Origin of the sequence: Nitrincola sp. A-D6 (assembly GCF_000764495.1) — a bacterium.
GTDB lineage: Bacteria > Pseudomonadota > Gammaproteobacteria > Pseudomonadales > Balneatricaceae > Nitrincola.
This window is the reverse complement of sequence record NZ_JRLB01000061.1, coordinates 55953-74981: the sequence shown is the minus strand read 5'-3', so window position 1 is coordinate 74981 and position 19029 is coordinate 55953. Positions and strand designations below refer to the sequence as shown.

The window sequence follows — 19029 nt, the reverse complement described above, 5'->3', positions numbered from 1 at the left end:
TGGCCAGGTTGTTATGGTGCTTGGTGGTTCCGGATGCACAACGTGCAGCTGGTTTCGCTCCCGATCTACCCCTTGATCCCTTCAAAGCCTGGATGGAGATGTTTCATCGCTATATTGCCTCCGGGCTTGGTCTGGTGGCATTGGCTCTGGTCTGGATGGCGTGGAAAAATCGCAAAATCCCGGGCTACCCCGTTATTGTCAGTTGGGTATTACTGGGAATTATCTGCCTGCAGGGAGCCTTTGGTGCCTGGACGGTTACTCTGCAACTCTGGCCACAGGTTGTCACCCTGCATCTGTTGGGCGGCTTTACTGTGCTGGCGACATTTTTCTGGCTGCATTACCGAGTTAAAGCCTGTCGCCAGGCAGATAAACGGCCTATACGTCTGCCAGGGCTTTGGTGTCTGGTGGGTTTGTTATTAGTGGTTCAGGTTGCTTTGGGTGGCTGGACATCAAGCAACTATGCCGGTATCGCCTGTACCGGGTTTCCTACCTGTAACAATGAATGGTGGCCTGACTATATGGACTTTGACGAAGGTTTTCATTTAACGCAGGAGGTGGGTCCCAATTATCTCTATGGCCAGTTGCATGCCGGTGCCCGCACTGCAATTCATTACACACACCGTTTGGGTGCGCTGGCGCTGGGATTGGGGTTGTTTGTGTTGCTGCTGCACTATAAACGCCATACCAGCGCTCGTCCCTGGCTGCTGGCTGCTGTAGTTACATATCTGCTGCAAGTGTCATTAGGCATTATTCTGGTACTGAGTGCCCTGCCGCTATCGGTGGCTCTGTTACATACCGCCGGTGCCGCGTTACTTATGTTGCTGTTGCTACGTAGCGGTTTGTCGCTAGGCATTAGTGAATCTACATCTCAGGCTTATTCTTACAGGAAGGTGGTTCATGCGTAATACAGAACTGATTATACATCCAAAGCAGGAATTGGCCTCCTACCTGAGCCTCGCCAGGGATTATTTTGAACTGGGCAAGCCGCGCGTTGTGTTGGTAATGCTGGTATGTGCAGCTGTGGGTATGGCTCTGGCCGTTCAGGGAATACCCGATATGCTGCTGGTACTGACAGGTTTACTGGGCATAGGTTTGGCAGCGATGGGTGCGGCGGCATTCAATCACTTGTTAGATCAGCGTCTGGATAAACTGATGTTGAGAACCTCCCGGCGACCTGTGGCTGAAGGGCGGATTCGTGGCTGGCAGGCGGCTGTGTATGCCTCACTGTTGTCCCTGGCCGGATTAATGCTGCTATGGGTGGAGGTGAATCCACTGACAGCCATGCTGACAGCTATGGCACTCTTGGGTTATGCAGTGATTTACACGGCTTTTCTTAAATATGCCACGCCACAAAATATCACCATCGGTGGGTTAGCAGGTGCTGCACCGCCTTTATTGGGCTGGACCGCCATGACCGGACAGCTCAACCCGGATGCCTTATTGCTGGTTTTGATTATTTTTGCATGGACACCCCCGCATTTCTGGCACTGGCTATTCATAAGCGTGATGAGTACGCCAAGGCCGGGGTGCCCATGCTGCCTGTGACTCACGGTCTTGATTTCACTCGCTTGCAGATCTGGCTATATGGCTGGCTGACGGTAGTGGCGACACTCTTGCCATTTGCTACCGGCATGAGTGGCTGGATATACCTTTTCGGTATCCTGTTACTGAATAGTCGATTTATGTACTGGAATTGGAAAATTTGGCGTGGAAATGATCCCAAGGCGCCTCTTTCTGCCTTCTGGTTTTCAATACGCTACATTTTATATCTGTTTGGTTGGTTGTTACTGGATCATTACGTCTTATTAGTGTTCTAAGAAATTAGGTGTTCATGCTGTTAAAAATAATAATAACCAGATCCTTGATCTGATTAACAAGGGTGGCCTGGCCACCAAGGAGATACACTATGTTACTACATCAAATCAGTGGTGTTATGTTTCACCAACAAAGTATCTGGACGAATATTCGCGAGCGTAACTACACCTTCATTGAGTGCTATACCCATGCACTCTTGTGGCTCTGTGCTATAGCGCCGGTATCCTTCTTTATCGGGACAACACAGGTGGGCTGGAGTATAGGTACAGGCGAGTATGTCAAACTGACAACGGGCAGTGCCTTTATGATTGCTGTGGTGTTTTATATCGCCCTGTTGGCAGGTGTGGCCTTTATCGCCCATGTGATTCACTGGATGGAAAAAACCTACGGTGCTGATTCTGATCTGGAACATTGCATGGTATTGGCTACCTGTACGGCCACGCCGTTACTGCTTGCGGGTATTACCGGCTTGTGGCCGATGCTTTGGTTTGTGGTCGGTGTTGGCCTGGCGGCACTGGCCTACACGGTTTATATTCTTTACTCCGGTGTACCCGAGTTGATGAATATTCCCGCTGACAGGGGCTTTATGTTTTCCACTTCGATCCTCACTGTGGGTATGGTGGTGCTGGTGAGTATGCTGGCCTCTACTGTGGTGCTGTGGGATTTAGGAGTTGCTCCGAGTTTTGTATCAGCCTGAATTATATCGGCGCCCGTAAGGGATGTTTTATGGCACAATAAGGCTCTGGTTTGAGTAATCTCAACCAGAGCCTTATTATGTACAGGATGTACGGTATGCCGCGAGCGCATGGATGCGCAGGAGCGGCGCATGTACAGGATGTACGGACAGAAAACCGCTCCTGCGTTTTCTGCATAAGCGCCGTCCATAGCGCGATATGCCGCGGGCGCATTCAGCAATGTGAGGGGGATTGTGCGGCGTTATTTTAAACCTTTATTAGTGGCGGCAGTGCTGTTGTTTGGTGTGGCAGTCGTCTGGGGGTTACAGCAGTCCAATCTGTCTCGCAGTCTTCCCGAATCACTGGTGCTGTCCAACCTGCAGGGGCAACCTGTGGATCTGCATGATTTTCAGGGGCAACCCCTGGTGATTAATTTTTGGGCGACCTGGTGTCCACCCTGTATCCGTGAGATGCCGCTTTTGGCAAGTTATGCTGAAAAGGAGGGATTAACGCTGGTGCTGATCAATCAGGGTGAGACAGTAGATGTTATCAGTGACTATCTGGATGACGCTGGGTTGAGTTTTGAGCACTTGTTACTGGATCCACGACAAGCGGCTTTACAGGCCATGCAGGTTCGCGGGTTGCCAACTACACAGTTTTTTGATGCTCAGGGGCGCATGGTTAATGAGCACACTGGCGAGCTGCATGATGAGCAGCTACAGCAGTTTGTACAACGTTATCTGCAATGATCAGGACTCAGCGCTGCCGCTCATAAACACAGAGGTTCACCGCGCTGGCCAGGTTCAGTGATTCAATCAGTCCGGCACCTGGAATGGTAAAGGCTTTTGCCTGCAGTGCCGCTAACTGTTCACGTGGTACACCCCGGGCCTCATTACCAAACAGATAGCAGTCGCTGTGTCGAAAGGCCGCTGAGGTTATGGCGTCTCCGTGCATATCCAGGCAGGCAATTTGATTGAAGCGTCCAGTCAATGATTCAAGTGCAACATCCAACTCCAACGGTACATGAAAAATAGCCCCCATACTGGCGCGAATCACCTTGGGATTAAAGGGATCGACGCTGCCTGGACTTAGCAGGCAGCGAAAGCCGCCAAACCAGCCTAAAGTACGCAAAATAGTCCCCAGATTGCCTGGATCCTGTATCTGATAGAGGTAGATAGCGATATCTGTTTCTGCATAAACTGGCTGTATCGCTTGGCTGGGTACTATTGCCAGAATGCCTTGGGGAGATTTGGTATCTGAAATACTCGCCATCTGCTTGCTACTAATGACCTGCTTGTTGAACAGGCTAGGCCATTCAGCATAGTCTTCGGTTACTAGCAGGGTACTGGCTTGTAATTCTGTTTGCTTTTTAGCCGCTTTTTCCAGCTCCAATACCAGGTGTTCACCCTCCACCAGGCACTGGCCAAATTCCTGACGATACTTCTTCTGCTGCAATTTTTTGATCGCATCCAGTTTCATGCTTCAAGCCTCTGATTGCGACATGATATCCAGCGCCAGCGCTTCAGCGACCTTAATACCATCAATACCCGCGGATAGAATGCCGCCAGCATAACCGGCCCCTTCACCTGCCGGATAGAGTCCACGCACGTTCAGGCTTTGCAGGCTGCTTGCATCCCGCGTAATCCGGATGGGGGAGGAGGTGCGTGATTCTATCCCGGTGAGTACTGCATCCTCACGGTCAAACCCCCGGATTTTTTTGCCAAACGCAGGCAGGGCTTCACGTATCGCTTCAATCACATAATCAGGCAGGGCTTCAGCCAGGTCACAGAGTTTGACCCCCGGTTGATAAGAGGGGATCACTTCGCCGAGAGCCGATGATGGGCGGCCTTTGATAAAGTCTCCGACCAGTTGTGCCGGTGCGCTGTAATCACAGCCGCCCAACTGATAGGCGATGGCTTCGAGCTTTTCCTGCAGCTCAATACCAGCTAAAGGACTGCCGGGAAAATCCTTTTCTGGTTCAATGCCAACCACGATGCCCGCATTGGCATTACGCTCTTTGCGCGAGTATTGACTCATACCATTGGTCACCACTCGGCCTTCTTCCGAGGTGGCGGCGACAACCTGACCGCCTGGGCACATGCAAAAGCTGTACACAGCACGGCCATTTTTAGCATGGTGTATCAGCTTATAGTCAGCGGCACCGAGAGATTCGTGACCGGCGTATTTGCCCAGACGGGCTTTGTCGATCATGGATTGTGGATGTTCGATACGAAAGCCTATGGCAAAGGGCTTAGGTTCTATAAATACCTGCTTGCGGTGCAACATTCTGAAAGTGTCACGGGCACTATGACCCAGAGCCAGTACGACATGATTACTGGGAATCTGAGTGCCATCGGCAAGTTCCACTCCCCGAATTTGTCCGGCATCGATGATCATATCAGTGACTCTGGATTCAAAACGTATCTCACCACCCAGTTCGATGATCTCCGCACGCATTTTTGCTACCACACTGGTCAGACGGAAAGTGCCGATATGCGGTTTGCTGACATAGAGAATATTGTCTGGTGCACCTGCCTTGACGAATTCCTGCATCACCTTGCGGCCATAAAACTTGGGGTCCTTCACCTGACTGTAAAGTTTACCGTCGGAAAACAGCCCCGCACCGCCTTCACCATACTGCACATTGGATTCGGGCGAGAGTTGATGTTTGCGCCACAAAGCCCAGGTGTCCTGGGTTCGCTGACGCACATTGCGACCCCGTTCCAGCACGATAGGTTTAAAGCCCATTTGCGCCAATAGCAGTGCGGCAAATAAACCACAAGGTCCAAAACCTATCACTACCGGTCGTTCAGTCAGGCTGGCGGGAGCCATGGCAACCGGGTAATACCGGGTATCCGGTGCTACCTTTACCTGTGGATCATTACTAAATCGAGCCAGCACAGCGGCGTCATCTGTGGTGGTCAGATGAATAATATACACGAAGGTGATTTCAGTATTTTTCTTGCGCGCATCATAGCTGCGTTTAAACACGCTGAAATCGATAAGTTCGGAATCTTTTAGCTGCAGGCGCGCAACAATTGCCTGGCGCAGTGCCGGTTCAGGGTGATCAAGGGGCAGCGACAGTTCAGTAAGGCGAATCATGGCAGGTTTCCGGACGGTGGGTCAGATTGAGCGTCGAATGTAAGGCGGATTATACCTGCCAGCAGCATCAAAGTCAGTCCGGCTTTTGCTGTAGATACGTTGGCGCGGACAGGCTGGAAACGTACAATAGGGTTTTTAATTCCACAGTTGGTTTGAGTTGCACTATGGCCCGTTCGAAAAGCAGTAACCGTTGGTTAGATGAACACGTCAATGACCCTTATGTAAAACAGGCGCAGGTCGATGGCTATCGTTCTCGCGCCAGTTACAAACTGCTGGGGATCAATGAGAAAGATAAACTCATCAAGCCCGGTATGCTGGTGCTGGATCTTGGCTCAGCACCGGGTGGCTGGTCACAGGTGGCATCGAAACTGGTGGCGCCAAAAGGGAAAGTGATTGCTTCCGATATTCTACCCATGGATGCCATGGCCGATGTGGAGTTTATTCAGGGTGACTTCACTGAGCAGGTCGTCTTTGATCAGATAATGGCCGCTGTAAACGGTGATCCGGTAGATGTGGTGATCTCCGATATGGCGCCGAATATCAGTGGCGTATCCTCGGCAGACCAGGCAGCATCCATGTATTTGGTTGAATTGGCACTGGATATGGCTTGCCAGGTATTGAAACCAAAAGGTAGTTTTGTCGCCAAGGTATTTCATGGTGAAGGCTATGATGCCTATATCAAATCGCTGCGCGAGCATTTCGATACGGTGGTGATCCGTAAACCTGACGCCTCGCGCTCGCGCTCGCGAGAAGTGTTTGTGGTTGGGAAAGGTATAAAGGCTAGAGTGAGCAGATTGGAGACCTTAGTCGCTTTATGATGACATCGGCAGGTTCCGGCTTGCCGAAAAGGTAACCCTGTAACAGATCACAATCATGAATGCTGGCGAGGAAATGGGCTTGTCCTTGTGTCTCTACGCCCTCACCGACAACTTTTAACCCCAGCGCGTGTGCCATAGAAATTGTTGCCTTGCTAATGGCGGCATCATTTGGATCGGTTTCAATATCACGGACAAAACTACGGTCCAGTTTAAGGGTATCTATTGGCAGGCGCTTGAGATAGGCCAGGGATGAGTAGCCAGTGCCAAAGTCATCAATGGCCAGGCTGACTCCCAGATTACGTAGTGCTATTAGTTGGCTAATACAGTGTTCCGGATCTTCCATTGCAACCGATTCGGTAATCTCCAGTTCCAGTTCATCAGTGTTAATGGCGTAGCGCTGCATACACTCGGTTACCAGTGTAACTAAACTGGCTGAACGCAATTGATGCGATGAGAGATTGATGGCTATGCGAATATTGTTGATCCCCTCATCACGCCAATGGGCTAATTGACGACAGGCTTCTTCAAGCACCCAGGCACCAATGGTTTCAATCAGGCCACTTTCTTCAGCAACTGGAATAAAGCGTACAGGGGGTATCAACCCTTGTTCAGGATGGTGCCAGCGTATCAGTGCTTCGACGCGACTATTGTTCGTGAGCGTGCACATACCTGTGGCTGGTAATAAAGCTCAAACTCCTTGTTTTGGATCGCATGGCGCAAATCCTGCTCGATAGCTAAACGTTCACTGGCTGTTTGGGTCATTTCAGCAGTAAAGTACTGTACATTATTACGCCCCTGCTCCTTGGCGTGATACATGGCTGTGTCGGCGTTTTTCAACAGTGTTTCCATATCCACCCCATCGACAGGGAAGATTGATACGCCCATGCTGGGTGTGCAATTAAGACTGTATTGATCAATTACATAGGGTTGAGACAGCGTGAGTAGCATAGCGTTGATGACATGGGGAACATCGTTTGTTTGGCGTAACCCAGTAAGAACCACTACAAATTCATCACCGCCTTGACGTGAAACAATATCACTGTCACGGGTACGTTGCTTGAGTCTGTTGGCTACTTTAATCAATAATTTGTCACCCACCTGATGACCAAGGGAGTCATTGATGGTTTTGAAACGATCCAGGTCTATAAAAACAACCGCAGTCAATAGTTTCTCCCGCCGTGCGATCAGTAATGACTGCTCAAGACGTAACTCCAGGCTGTAGCGGTTTAACAAACCAGTAAGTGCATCATGATGGGCCAGGCGTTCTATTTTTTCTTCAGCGGCCTTACGATCACTGATGTTGGTGAAGCTGGCTATGTAATGACTGACAACGCCTTGAGTGCGCATGGCAGAAATAGTGGTCCATTTGGGGTAGACACTACCGTCTTTACGCCTGTCCCACAGCTCTCCTTGCCAAAAATCCTGCTCACCTAATGCTGCCCACATCGTTTTATAGGTTTCGGTTGATGTATGACCAGAGGCAAGCAAGCTTGGGCTTCGACCCAGAACATCTTTCTCTGTATAGCCGGTGAGGCGAGAAAAAGAAGGGTTGATTTCAGTGATGCAGTTTTCGTGATTGGTTACCATGATCGCCTCACCGCTGCTTTTAAAAATATTGGCATAAAGCGACAGTTCAGCCTCAGTCTCCTGACGTTGGCGAATATCATCTTGTAGTTGCAGACGCTGGCGTAAATTATAAAAATACAGAATGCCCAATAGCAGTATCAATAAACCGGCAACAAACAAGCTACTCACCAGGGTGTTAAACAAGTGTACGGGGGCATTGCTTGGCTCAAAACGAATAACATAAGCTACAGCTTTATTAGTTAAATCAGGCACTGGCAGAAAGCTGACCATATAGTGTTGGTCGCCGTCTTTTGCGCTGATGGCAAAGGATTTATGACCGGACATGAGTCTTTGTACCTTGGCGTTATCACGTAATTGATGCTGTAAACGTACAGCAGCATCGGATTGGCCGAACGCTTGTTGCGCAGTTGCCAATAGCGGATTTTCCACTAGAAAACCAGGGTGTATGATGGATGCGGAATAATACACACGATTGGCTGCATCAACCGTAGAAAATACCCGATCCTGATCAAATACCAGTGCGAATTCACCACTGCCAAGCAATCGGTTCATCTGCGTTTGCAAGTGATTGAAGGGCATCGACAGTTCAACACTGCCCAGGTGTTTATTATCCTGATGAAGTGGAAAAACATACCGAAATCCAGACGCTGTACGGCCTATTTCCAAACCATGCACTGAACGCTGTTCGGTATTTGCGATTCGAATAGAAGGGCGTAAGGAGAAAAGGGTGTCACCTGACCTGTGCGGTTGATGGAATCTAAGCAGTACGCGATCATCTGCAAGGTGAAACTGAAATTGTAACAGCCCTATATCTTGCATCTCCTGATAAACAGGTTCCAGCAGCCGGTAGAGTTGACCTCTCAACATGGGCAGCTCTTGTGCAGAAGCGTGTTGAGCCCTTGCTACCAGACCAAGTACATCCGCTTGCATCACCTGAAAGCGAAAGCGGGACTCTATGTCCCGGCGGGTTGTTTCCAGCGTGGCCCGATAGGCTGTATCCAGCGCAATTTCCTGCTGCTCCCCCAACAGCTGTATTTGTATAGTGTGTTGCTTAAACAGGAACAGGCCGAATAACACCATGGCCACCAGTGTTGCCAATGCGGCATGTACCCGAATACGCGACAAGGGTGATATCCGCATCTTTAGTCAGACCCTGAACTCAGTGGAATGAGTGCCGGATCACCAAAGCGCTTCAAGGACTCGAAGTCAGTGTAGGAAGCCTCCTGCATACCGTAACGCATAAAATGTCCCCAGTTAATATACTCACGCTCAGGTGCTGTGAGTAGAATGTCTCGAATTCTGACGATTTGCTCATCGCTTAGCTGATCGGCATTAGCAAACAGTCCAACGGCTGGTACCCAGTCAGATGCCGCTAAAACCTCCAGTCCCAGTGATGCATAATTGAAGGCAAATGCATCTTTTATACCGGCCACATCGGCATGACCGGCAATCACGGCAAGGGCAGCCGCTTCATGCGTGTTGTAATACGCATAGTTTGTTTGTTCCAGATCATGGCCTGCCTGGGAACGCAGTATGGCGTTAGTGCCCAGATAGCCACAGGTTGATAAGGGCTGCGTCAGGGCTACACGCCGGTTACGCAGTTGAGTGATGTCAATCTTGTCTCCCGCGAAGGCAACCAGCTTGCAGCGATAGCGCGCCTTACCCGATGATTCACGAAAAAATACCAGGGGATGGATCTGTGAGTTCTTTGCATTCAGGGTGATAAATGGCAGAGGGCCTAGCATGGCTATATCCAGGTGCCCCGCATCCAGTGCATCAATCACTTCTTGGTTAGATTCCAGAAAAACCAGTTGTACAGGCTGTTGCAGTTGCTTCTCCAGATAGTCGGCAACAGGCTCAAATGCTGCCAGGGTTAGTTCACGACTTTCCATTGGCAGACTGGCAATGCGTAAAGGCTCACTCGCCGATACCCAGGGTGTGATGCACAGTCCCAAAAGCGTCAATAGCTTGATCATTGACTGTTGTAGAGACTGCCGGAGCAGTTGAAGTTGTGGGTTATTTAGAGTTTGCCGCATCAAACGTGCTACCTGTATTTTTCTAAACACCCTGATTAAGGGATCCTGCCTTGTGCAGTCAGATTAGCAGGCTTTTGTTTAATTTGTGTGTAACTAAATAATTTACACTTACAGGAAGTGTGGGTCAATTGTGTTGTAAAACAGCAGGTCGCGTGATCAGTCTTAATGCTATTGACTCAGCCCAGGCTTGTTATTGTGTTTGAAAATATGTTCTCTAAATTGATAAATCTGAGTCGATTGTCTGATCGGCACGATATGGAAGCCTGGCTGCAGTGGCTCAGGCTCACAGGGTTGCAGGTTTGATATCAGGTATCAGTCTTTAGCAGGGTGGAATTCAGGCATTTTCGCATTTGTTCTCACGGCTGAGTTTAAGGTAAACGCCTAGCCCGACCATCATTGATACCGCCGATAACAGCATTAATATGGCATCTAATAGTTGAGCGTCATTAACTTCATTGATCAGCGACTTGAACATCAGTAGTAGTGCTTCAATTGAAACGGCAATGATGATAGCCGCTACAAATCGTGAGATGGTCCGACGAGTTGTATCGTGATGGCGGATATCTTTGCTAACCAGTACCTCCTCTTCAAGAATGGTTTTGCCAAGATCGAAAATAGACATGCCCAGTGTAAGCATAATGACAATACTGAAGGCACCTGTAGCGATATTCTCACCGTCCTGAAACATATGCAGCATTGACTCAACTGACGAATACAGCAGTAGTGTTGATACTATAACCAGCATGGAACCAATCAGGCAATAAACCCCTTGAAACCAGGGATGGAAGCGAGAACGCATCCCATCACCGTTGAGGTAGGCTACCAGCCTCTGTATGTTGAAATTCAAAACAAGGTAGCCAATGTCCTGTCCATCCTCATCCAACACATGCTGAACCACTGAAATAGATAGTTTATGGGTCGCACTGGAGAGATAAGGCCGTGTTACCACTACCCTGTCAACTTGATCGCGAGCTGCAATCATATAGGGTCTCTTGCTGCGGTCACTACCCTTGCCGAGTGGGCGGAAGCGGCGGTCGCTAACTGTTGGGCTATAGGCTGAGTCCATTAACTGCACACCTTGGGAATCCAGGCTGTAAATCAGCTCGACAAAGGGAAATGCGCGACTGAGGTGATTTACTGTCTGCTGCTGCGCTTTGCGATCACGCAGCAATTCCTGAGCATTAAGACTAGTCATCATCGACTCCATAAGGCTCTGAATTGTGTGCTCGTATTCGTTATATTGCTGTAATAAATGTATATGGTTTTGAGTGCTCATTGCACATCTCTGATTAGGTTATTTATTGTTATTAACAATGTATGTGTGTTGTCTTGGCGTCGGCTTGGCGGAGGATCCGTGTAGTTATATTCGCATCCCTATGACGGCGTGTAAGTCGTTAAAACTCTAGCGTATCAGCAAAGGAAATGTTGCCTTTTATTGCCGGTTTGGCTTTGTTTTATCTCTTTTTTAGGGGGTAAAAAAATAACTTTCGTAAATGTATTAAGCTGAAAATGGTCAAATTGACCTGATGGCTCACTGAAATACTTGCTCGGATAGCCTCCTAGATAAGGTCGCCATTATCTAATCAGCTAAATTCCTACATCCTTGATACTTTCCATGGCAACAAAGGTGCTGGTCTGCAGTACGTGTGGCAAGGCGGAGATTTTTTCTCCCAGTACCATCCTATAGGCTGTCATGTCTTTCGTGCGAACCTTTAGCAGATAATCGTGCCCGCCTGCGATCATATGACACTGTTCTACCTCGGTGATTTGTAATACAGCTTGATTAAAGGCGGCCAGGGACTTGCTGCTGGTATCGTTTAAAGTGACTTGAATGAACGCAATATGGTTCAAGTCGAGCTTGCTATGATCCACAAGTGCTGTATAGCCGGTGATATATCCTTGCTCCTCAAGTCTGCGCATGCGCACCTGGCAGGGTGTCTTCGATAATCCCACACGCAATGCCAGCTCGGTTATGGTTATCCGGGAGTTTTGTTGCAGCTCTTTGATGATCTGGTAATCGGCTCTGTCCATATTCATTATTCACTCACCACGGTGCAGTTCAGATAAGTCTTGCTCGGATAGTGTCGTTATACTCCGTGCTTCCATGCCTGTATAGCTGGAACAAAAATGCATCAGTCCACCTCTATGAATAGGGTTCATTTAGTTTTAATTGGCTGGCACTATAATAATAGGTCGCATCATAAAGCTTCGGTGAAAGAAAAAGGGATCGTAATGATGCTGGTGGGTTGAGGGCTCCTTAACCTCGGGCCAGAGGTGTAGTTGCTCGGAATGGAGTAGCGGAAACCGATAGGCTTGTTCCTCCACCTTACCCTCTTCGATGGCTGTAAAGTTGCCCAGGGCTGTGACCATGCGTCCGGGGGTATAGATGGCCGGGTCGATAAAACCGGATAGCAGTATTCTGAAGCGTCCTCCGCTGGTATCTGCCTTTACGGGTCGGCCTCTGGTATTCAGTGAAAACTCAACCACTTCCAGCAGGCTGCCCTGTTGCAGGTTACTTACTTTGGCAATCTCGCCGCCCCAGCGTGCGGTTTGACCGGAAGCTTCAGTAGTGACTGTTGCTGAAAAAGGCAGTAATGTTTGTTCCGGTGGCGTACGCAGTTCAGACGGAAGCGAAGCACATCCACCGATCAGAAGGGCGGTTATCAATAGCATTATGCGGTTCATGGTGAAGGCTCCTGTGAGCATGGGTCAGCGTATTCGCGATTTGACAATCTGTTTCGCTATTCTATCCGTAAAATAATCTAACCGACTATGGAGAGGTTCTATGCAATCCGTCACCATCGATATTGTTTCAGACATCGCCTGTCCCTGGTGTGCCATAGGTTATGCCCGACTGGAACAGGCCATGTTGCAACTGAAAGATGAAATGGCTTTTACAGTACAATGGCATGCCTTTGAGTTAAACCCGGATCCTGACGCAGGTGGTGAACCCATCCTCCAGGCGCTAAGTCGCAAGTATGGTCGCAGTGTAGAAGAGATGCAGCAAGCTCAGGCACAGATGCAGGAGATTGCCGAGGGTCTGGGGCTGAATTTTTCAGCACTTCAGCAGCGTCATACCCGCAATACCTTTGATGCGCATCGACTGGTGCAGTGGGCGGCGGAGCAGGGCAAGCAAACCGAGATGAAAAAAGCGCTATTTGAAGCCTACTTTGGCCATGACGCTGAGGTCAGTGATCCGAATGTTTTGCTTCATTGGGTGGAAAGTATTGGTCTGGATGGTCAAGCCGCTCAACAGGTATTGGCATCAGATCAGTATGTGCAGAGCGTTCGTGATGAGGAAGCCCGCTGGGAGCAGATGGGTATCACCTCTGTTCCTGCGTTTATTATCAATAATCAGTACTTGATATCCGGTGCTCAGGAGCCTGAAATGCTGGTGAAGAGCTTGCGGAATATTGTTTCTAACTAAGCAAGATCTGACAGGTTATTTGATTGTAGGAGCCCGGTCCCCGGGCGAAGGGTTCGCTCGCAGAGCGAGCTCCTACAGGGAGTTTATCAGAGCTCTTCAATCTGCCGACGAATGTCGGCGATTTTACGCTCCATCACTTTTTCAAGATGATCGATATCATCCAGCAATATTTCTTTACGGCCCTTGGCGGTGTGCATTTCATCAGCCAGTTTTTCCAGCTCAGTCAGCGCACGCAGGAAGTAAGGCGATGACTCTGAGGTTTCACGATAGGACACCTTGCCTTCATTCACCCTAACCGTTTTGACCTGGCGTTTAAATTTGAATTTTTTGCTTTTGGCAAACCATTCGCCGGGATCGCGGTGAAAGTAGATTTTCAGGATATCCATATCGCCTTCCTGACGTGTTGAAAACTTCTCTATTTCAGAGACGTCTTCAATACCCATTTCGGCTAGTGTCTTAAATTTCTCAACGGTCATAATGCCACTCTCTTTTGGCTAGGGCTTGGGGTAACTATTCGACATTAGTATAGCTTAAGGGACTGGAATCGTTTAGAGATAGGGCAGAAAAAATTGGTTTATCAAAATTTTTCATAAAAAAAAGCCAAGGTGTTTGTTGTCAACACCCTGGCTTTTGGTTCTGGTCCGAGTTCGTTAATAATCAGGCAAGTTCAGCAAAGCACTCGCTGATGATATCCAGGCCTTGCTGTAACTGAGCATCAGGTACTGTCAGTGGTACCAATATCCGTACAACGTTGCCATAAAGACCACAGGAGATCAGGATCAGGCCTTTATCACGTGCTTTAGCAACAACCTTGGCGGTGAGCTCAGGCTGTGGTTGGCCCTGTTCATCGATCAGCTCCATTGCAATCATGGCACCCAGGCCACGTACATCAGCAATCACTTTATGCTGCTTCGACATGGCAGTCAGATAGCTGCGCAATTTTTCTCCGACAACCATGGCACGATCCAGCAGTTTCTCTTGTTCAAATACCTGCAGTACACCCAGAGCGGCGGCACAGGCGGTTGGGCTACCTCCATAGGTGCCACCCAGGCCACCAGGGGCAATGCTGTCCATAATGTCGGCTTTACCGACAATACCGGACAGTGGGAAACCGCCGGCAATGGATTTGGCAAAGGTAGTGATATCCGGTTCAACACCCATTTGTTCCATGGCAAAGAAGGTTCCGGTACGGCCAGCACCTGTCTGAACTTCATCGGCAATCAGCAGGATGCCGTGCTTGTCACAAATCTCACGCAGTGCGGCCATAAAGGCTTTGGGTGCGACATAGAAACCGCCTTCGCCCTGCACAGGTTCGAGAATAATGGCGGCAATGTTGCAGGCTTCAGCATCAAACTTGAAGATACGCTCAATAGAGGCAATAGCATCTTCAGTGCTGATGCCATGCATTTCACAGGGGTAGAGGGCACGGTAAACATCACCCGGCATCAAACCCATACCGCTGGAGTAAGGCGCAATTTTGCCTGTCAGTGCCAGGGTTGCCATGGTGCGGCCATGATAACCGGCGCCAAAGGCGATCACACCAGTACGACCGGTATGTGCACGCGCAACTTTGAGCGCGTTTTCAACCGCTTCAGCCCCTGTGGTGAACAGCGCACTTTTCTTGGGGGAAGGGCCGGTAGCCAGGGCATTGATTTTTTCGCACACGGCAACGTAGGGCTCGTAACCCATTACCATAAAACAGGTGTGTGACAACTTTTCCAACTGGTCGGCAACAGCTTTTTTAACCGTATCGTGCAGATGACCGGTATTCAATACCGCAATACCACCAGCAAAATCGATAAACTCGCGTCCCTCTACATCGGTCAGGGTGGCGTTTTTTGCCGAATCGATAAACAGCGGATGGGCGAGGCCAACGCCTCTGGCTACTGCCTGGTTTTTCCGCTCTATCATGCCAGCATTGGTTTTACTCATGATCGTTTTTCTCCAGATTCTATATTTAGATATTGATGCAGAGGTATTTCATTTCCAGATACTCTTCAATGCCATGGCGTGAACCTTCACGACCCAGACCTGAAGATTTAACCCCACCGAAGGGGGCCACTTCGGTGGAAATGACGCCGGTATTGATGCCGACCATGCCATATTCGAGTGCTTCAGCGACGCGCCAGACACGACCCAGGTCACGGGCATAGAAGTAAGCTGCCAGACCATATTCCGTGTCATTAGCCATACGAATCACATCGGCTTCGTCTTCAAATGCGAAGAGTGGTGCCAGTGGGCCGAAGGTTTCTTCGCGCGCAATCAACATATCAGGGGTTGCACCGGTGATGATGGTTGGTTCAAAAAAGGTTCCCCCAGTGCATGAGGGTTGCCGCCAGTGATCAGCTTGGCACCTTTGCTGAGGGCGTCTTCCAGGTGGCTTTGCACTTTTTTCACCGCATTGGCATCGATCAGGGGACCGGTGGTAATGCCATCTTCCAGACCGTTGCCGACCTGCAGTTTGGCAACAGCGGCGGCAAATTTTTCAGCAAAGGCGTCATACACACCTTTTTGCACATAGATACGGTTAGCACACACGCAGGTTTGACCGGCGTTGCGGTATTTGGAGATCATCGCGCCTTCTACGGCGGCATCCAGATCGGCATCATCAAATACCACAAATGGAGCGTTACCGCCGAGTTCCAAAGACAGTTTTTTCAGTGTCGGTGCACACTGTTGCATCAGTTTGATGCCTACCCCGGTGGAACCGGTGAAGGAGAGTTTGCGCACCACATCACTGTTACAGAATACATTGCCTACAGCAATGGAGTCTTCAGCCGTGGCTGTGACGACGCTAAGTACGCCGGTGGAATACCGGCTTCTTCAGCCAGTTGAGCCAGTGCAGTGCAGAAAAGGGTGTTTGCGGTGCAGGCTTGAGTACCATGGTGCAACCGGCGGCCAGTGCTGGCGCCGCTTTACGGGTAATCATCGCCGATGGGAAGTTCCAGGGCGTGATCGCTGCTGCAACGCCAATGGGCTGACGGATCACCAGAATACGCTTGTCAGCCTGATGGCCTGGGATGGTTTCGCCATACACGCGCTTGGCTTCTTCGGCAAACCACTCAACAAAGGATGCTGCATAGGCAATTTCGCCCTTGGCTTCGGCCAGGGGTTTGCCCTGTTCCAGGGTCATCAGACGGCCAGATCATCCTGATGTTGCATCATCAGATCAAACCAGCGGCGCAGAATCACAGCACGCTCTTTCGCTGTTTTGGCACGCCAGGCCGGTAGTGCGGCTTCGGCGGCATCTACGGCTGCCTGGGTTTCGGCGGCGCCCATAGTTGGCACCTCGCCCAGTTTTTCTCCGGTAGCCGGATTGTGAATGGCATAGGTTTTGCCCGAGTCAGCATTCACCCATTGGCCATTGATATACGCCTGCTGTTTAAACAGCTGCATCGCTTGTAACATAGCTTTCTCCAATCAAATCCGCGGGTTTATTTTTCCCGCGGTTGTTTATCAGGCATGACCACGCAGCTTTTCACTGCGACGCCTCAGTAGCTCCATAACCAACAGAAGCACTACAGACATTAAAATCAAAATCGTTGCCATAGCGGCAATGGCCGGACTGATGTTTTCCCGAATACCGGAGAACATCTGAATCGGCAGGGTGCGTTCAGTCGGGCTGGCAATGAACAGGGCTACCACCACCTCATCAAACGAGGTAGCGAAGGCAAACAAACCACCTGAAGCCACACCGGGAACTATCTGTGGCAGGACCACGGTAAAAAATACCCGCAGTGGACTGGCACCCAGACTGGCGCCAGCTCGCATCTGATTGTAGTCAAAACCCTGCAAAGTCGCGTTCACGGTAATGACTACAAAAGGTACACCTAAAACGGCATGTGCAATCACTAACCCGGTGTAGCTGTTTAGCAAACCAAGATCAGCAAAAAAGAAATACATACCGACCGCAACAATAACCAGCGGTACGACCATGGGTGAAATCAGCAGTGCCAAAATCATCCCTTTACCGGGGAACTCCGCGCGGTTTAATCCGACGGCGGCAAGTGTTCCGAAGAACATCGCCAGCACGGTAGCCATTGGCGCGACAATTAAACTGTTTTTGAGTGAAGCTACCCAAGGGCCATCACTAAATATTTCCCGGTACCAGCGTAGCGAAAAGTCATTAATGGGATAGGTTAAAAAACTATCGGCATTAAATGACAGTGGAATAATCACTAGCACCGGCAGCATCAGAAATGCCAGGATCAACCCGCAGAATATTCTGAAGGTCCAAAACCAGACATGTTCAACTGTGGAGGCGTAAGGTTGTAGGCTCATAGTATTAGCTCCGGACCAGTTGTCTTTTATTGACCAGCTTGTGGTACACCAGATACAGCAACAGAGTAACAATTAGCAACAGTGCACCCAATGCGGCAGCCATACCCCAGTTATTGGTAGTGTTGGTGTAATAGGCAACGTAATAGCTAACCATCTGGTCTGATGGTCCACCCACCAGCGCGGGAGTGATGTAATAGCCCAGCGCCATAATGAACACCAGAATGGTGCCCGCAGCGATACCGGAAATAGTCTGAGGCACATAAACCTGCCAAAACGCGGCAAAAGGATGCGCACCCAACGAGACAGCCGCACGCTGATAGGTGGGTGATACACCTTTCATAACGCTGTAAAGTGGCAGGATCATAAAGGGTAGTAAAACATGTACCATGGCAAAAAATACCCCGATACGGTTGAACACCAATTGCATAGGTGAATCAATCAGTCCTGTCCACATTAGACCTGTATTGACCAGACCACCGGATTGCAGCAGCACGATCCAGGCCGCTGTTCGAACCAGTAACGAGGTCCAGAAAGGCAGTAAAACAAAAATCAGCAGGATATTACTTTTGGCAGGTGGCAGTGTTGCCAGTAAATAAGCCAGCGGAAACCCCAAAAACAGACAGATGAGTGTAACGCCACCAGCAATCACCAGCGTGCGTTTGAATACCTGCACATACAACTGTTGATTGGGCTCAACCCGGGTAATTTTGCCATCATCACCGCGTTCCATATCCAGGGAAGCTAACAGATAACGGTCTGTTGTCGTGGGTGCGGCGCGTAGCAATACATGCCAGGTTTCGGTGTCATTCCAGCGAGCATCTATACCGGTGAGTTCATCTGTCCAGCTAACTTCGGTGGTGGCTGGCAGTTTGCGTATAGTGCGAGTTAACAGTGAACGAAAACTGGGGTCTTCATAGTTCAGTCGCCGACCGATGCGGCCGAGTCCACCATCTTCTCTGGATGTACGTAGTTCTTCAGCCAGTGCAGCAAACACGGCTTCGTCTGGAATCCCGGTACCATCCCATTTGAGAATCTGGGCGGCTGTTTTGGGCATAACCTGGTTGATTTCAGAGTTGTCGATGCTGCGCCATAACATGCTGCTGATTGGCAGCACAAAGGCAACTATCAGAAATAGGGCCAGTGGTGCGACGAGCAACATGGCCTTTATTTTTTTTAAGCGTTCAGCACGGCGCAATTGCGCTTTAAGGCCGGAAACCGGTTCGTCTCCGTCGAGTGTCTGAGTGGCCGTAATGCTGGTCATTATCTCCTCCGGTCTTTCGCAGACCCGT

The 19029-nt window shown here is 49.7% G+C and carries 17 protein-coding genes and 2 pseudogenes; 6 read left to right on the top strand and 13 right to left on the bottom strand.

What is annotated here, in order from left to right:
- From LH51_RS11025 to LH51_RS11010, 4 genes and pseudogenes are all read left to right on the top strand, one after another.
- On the top strand, positions 1 to 905 hold a 905-nt coding region (locus LH51_RS11025), incomplete at its 5' end, for a COX15/CtaA family protein (RefSeq protein WP_235263674.1).
- Positions 898 to 1817: pseudogene (locus LH51_RS11020) on the top strand (heme o synthase). The gene LH51_RS11025 and the pseudogene LH51_RS11020, both read left to right, overlap by 8 nt.
- An 89-nt stretch (positions 1818 to 1906) precedes the next feature.
- On the top strand, positions 1907 to 2512 hold the full coding sequence (locus LH51_RS11015; RefSeq protein WP_036522201.1) for a Yip1 family protein: 606 nt from the start codon (positions 1907 to 1909) through the stop codon (positions 2510 to 2512).
- 231 nt (positions 2513 to 2743) lie between these two features.
- Positions 2744 to 3238, top strand: coding sequence for a TlpA family protein disulfide reductase (locus LH51_RS11010; RefSeq protein WP_052063694.1), 495 nt, complete (start codon positions 2744 to 2746; stop codon positions 3236 to 3238).
- A 7-nt stretch (positions 3239 to 3245) separates the two neighbouring features.
- On the opposite strand, the gene LH51_RS11005 is transcribed toward LH51_RS11010, so the two are convergent.
- The gene (locus LH51_RS11005; RefSeq protein WP_036522200.1) at positions 3246 to 3968 is read right to left on the bottom strand and encodes a TrmH family RNA methyltransferase; all 723 of its coding nucleotides are present in this window, start codon (positions 3966 to 3968) and stop codon (positions 3246 to 3248) included.
- 3 nt (positions 3969 to 3971) lie between these two features.
- Positions 3972 to 5591 (bottom strand): NAD(P)/FAD-dependent oxidoreductase, encoded by a 1620-nt coding sequence (locus tag LH51_RS11000; RefSeq protein WP_036522199.1) that lies wholly within the window; start codon positions 5589 to 5591, stop codon positions 3972 to 3974.
- 164 nt (positions 5592 to 5755) lie between these two features.
- Between LH51_RS11000 and rlmE the strand changes: the two genes are divergently transcribed.
- Positions 5756 to 6409, top strand: a complete 654-nt coding sequence (rlmE, locus tag LH51_RS10995; RefSeq protein ID WP_052063693.1) for a 23S rRNA (uridine(2552)-2'-O)-methyltransferase RlmE — start codon at positions 5756 to 5758, stop codon at positions 6407 to 6409.
- Here rlmE and LH51_RS19275 read toward each other — a convergent pair.
- The 6 genes from LH51_RS19275 to LH51_RS10970 form a co-directional block, all read right to left on the bottom strand.
- On the bottom strand, positions 6372 to 7076 hold the full coding sequence (locus tag LH51_RS19275) for a putative bifunctional diguanylate cyclase/phosphodiesterase (RefSeq protein ID WP_052063692.1): 705 nt from the start codon (positions 7074 to 7076) through the stop codon (positions 6372 to 6374). The genes rlmE and LH51_RS19275 overlap by 38 nt on opposite strands.
- On the bottom strand, positions 7037 to 9121 hold the full coding sequence (locus tag LH51_RS19270) for a bifunctional diguanylate cyclase/phosphodiesterase (protein WP_160173724.1): 2085 nt from the start codon (positions 9119 to 9121) through the stop codon (positions 7037 to 7039). Before LH51_RS19270 ends, LH51_RS19275 begins: the two co-directional genes overlap by 40 nt.
- A 17-nt stretch (positions 9122 to 9138) precedes the next feature.
- Complete coding sequence (locus tag LH51_RS10985) at positions 9139 to 10062, bottom strand: PhnD/SsuA/transferrin family substrate-binding protein (protein ID WP_144244254.1); 924 nt, start codon at positions 10060 to 10062, stop codon at positions 9139 to 9141.
- 304 nt (positions 10063 to 10366) lie between these two features.
- Entirely contained in the window at positions 10367 to 11227 is an 861-nt protein-coding gene (locus tag LH51_RS10980; protein WP_235263673.1) for a PDC sensor domain-containing protein, read from the bottom strand.
- Positions 11228 to 11619: 392 nt separating this feature from the next.
- Positions 11620 to 12069, bottom strand: a complete 450-nt coding sequence (locus LH51_RS10975) for an Lrp/AsnC family transcriptional regulator (protein ID WP_036522194.1) — start codon at positions 12067 to 12069, stop codon at positions 11620 to 11622.
- A 129-nt stretch (positions 12070 to 12198) separates the two neighbouring features.
- Positions 12199 to 12717 carry a Slp family lipoprotein gene (locus LH51_RS10970; RefSeq protein WP_052063690.1) on the bottom strand — a complete coding sequence of 173 codons (519 nt, stop codon included), beginning with the start codon at positions 12715 to 12717 and terminating at the stop codon, positions 12199 to 12201.
- Between the two features lie 100 nt (positions 12718 to 12817).
- Here LH51_RS10970 and LH51_RS10965 point away from each other — a divergent pair, with 100 nt between their 5' ends.
- A complete protein-coding gene (locus tag LH51_RS10965; protein ID WP_036522193.1) occupies positions 12818 to 13459 on the top strand; it encodes a DsbA family oxidoreductase in 642 nt (213 codons plus the stop codon).
- 86 nt (positions 13460 to 13545) lie between these two features.
- On the opposite strand, the gene LH51_RS10960 is transcribed toward LH51_RS10965, so the two are convergent.
- From LH51_RS10960 to LH51_RS10940, 5 genes and pseudogenes are all read right to left on the bottom strand, one after another.
- A complete protein-coding gene (locus tag LH51_RS10960; RefSeq protein WP_036522192.1) occupies positions 13546 to 13935 on the bottom strand; it encodes a DUF3461 family protein in 390 nt (129 codons plus the stop codon).
- A gap of 181 nt (positions 13936 to 14116) precedes the next feature.
- The gene (gene gabT, locus LH51_RS10955; RefSeq protein ID WP_036522191.1) at positions 14117 to 15391 is read right to left on the bottom strand and encodes a 4-aminobutyrate--2-oxoglutarate transaminase; all 1275 of its coding nucleotides are present in this window, start codon (positions 15389 to 15391) and stop codon (positions 14117 to 14119) included.
- Positions 15392 to 15416: 25 nt separating this feature from the next.
- Positions 15417 to 16867: pseudogene (gene gabD, locus LH51_RS10950) on the bottom strand (NADP-dependent succinate-semialdehyde dehydrogenase).
- A gap of 48 nt (positions 16868 to 16915) precedes the next feature.
- On the bottom strand, positions 16916 to 17740 hold the full coding sequence (locus LH51_RS10945; RefSeq protein WP_036522190.1) for an ABC transporter permease: 825 nt from the start codon (positions 17738 to 17740) through the stop codon (positions 16916 to 16918).
- Between the two features lie 4 nt (positions 17741 to 17744).
- Positions 17745 to 19001, bottom strand: a complete 1257-nt coding sequence (locus LH51_RS10940) for an ABC transporter permease (RefSeq protein WP_052063689.1) — start codon at positions 18999 to 19001, stop codon at positions 17745 to 17747.
- Between the last annotated feature and the right edge of the window lie 28 nt (positions 19002 to 19029).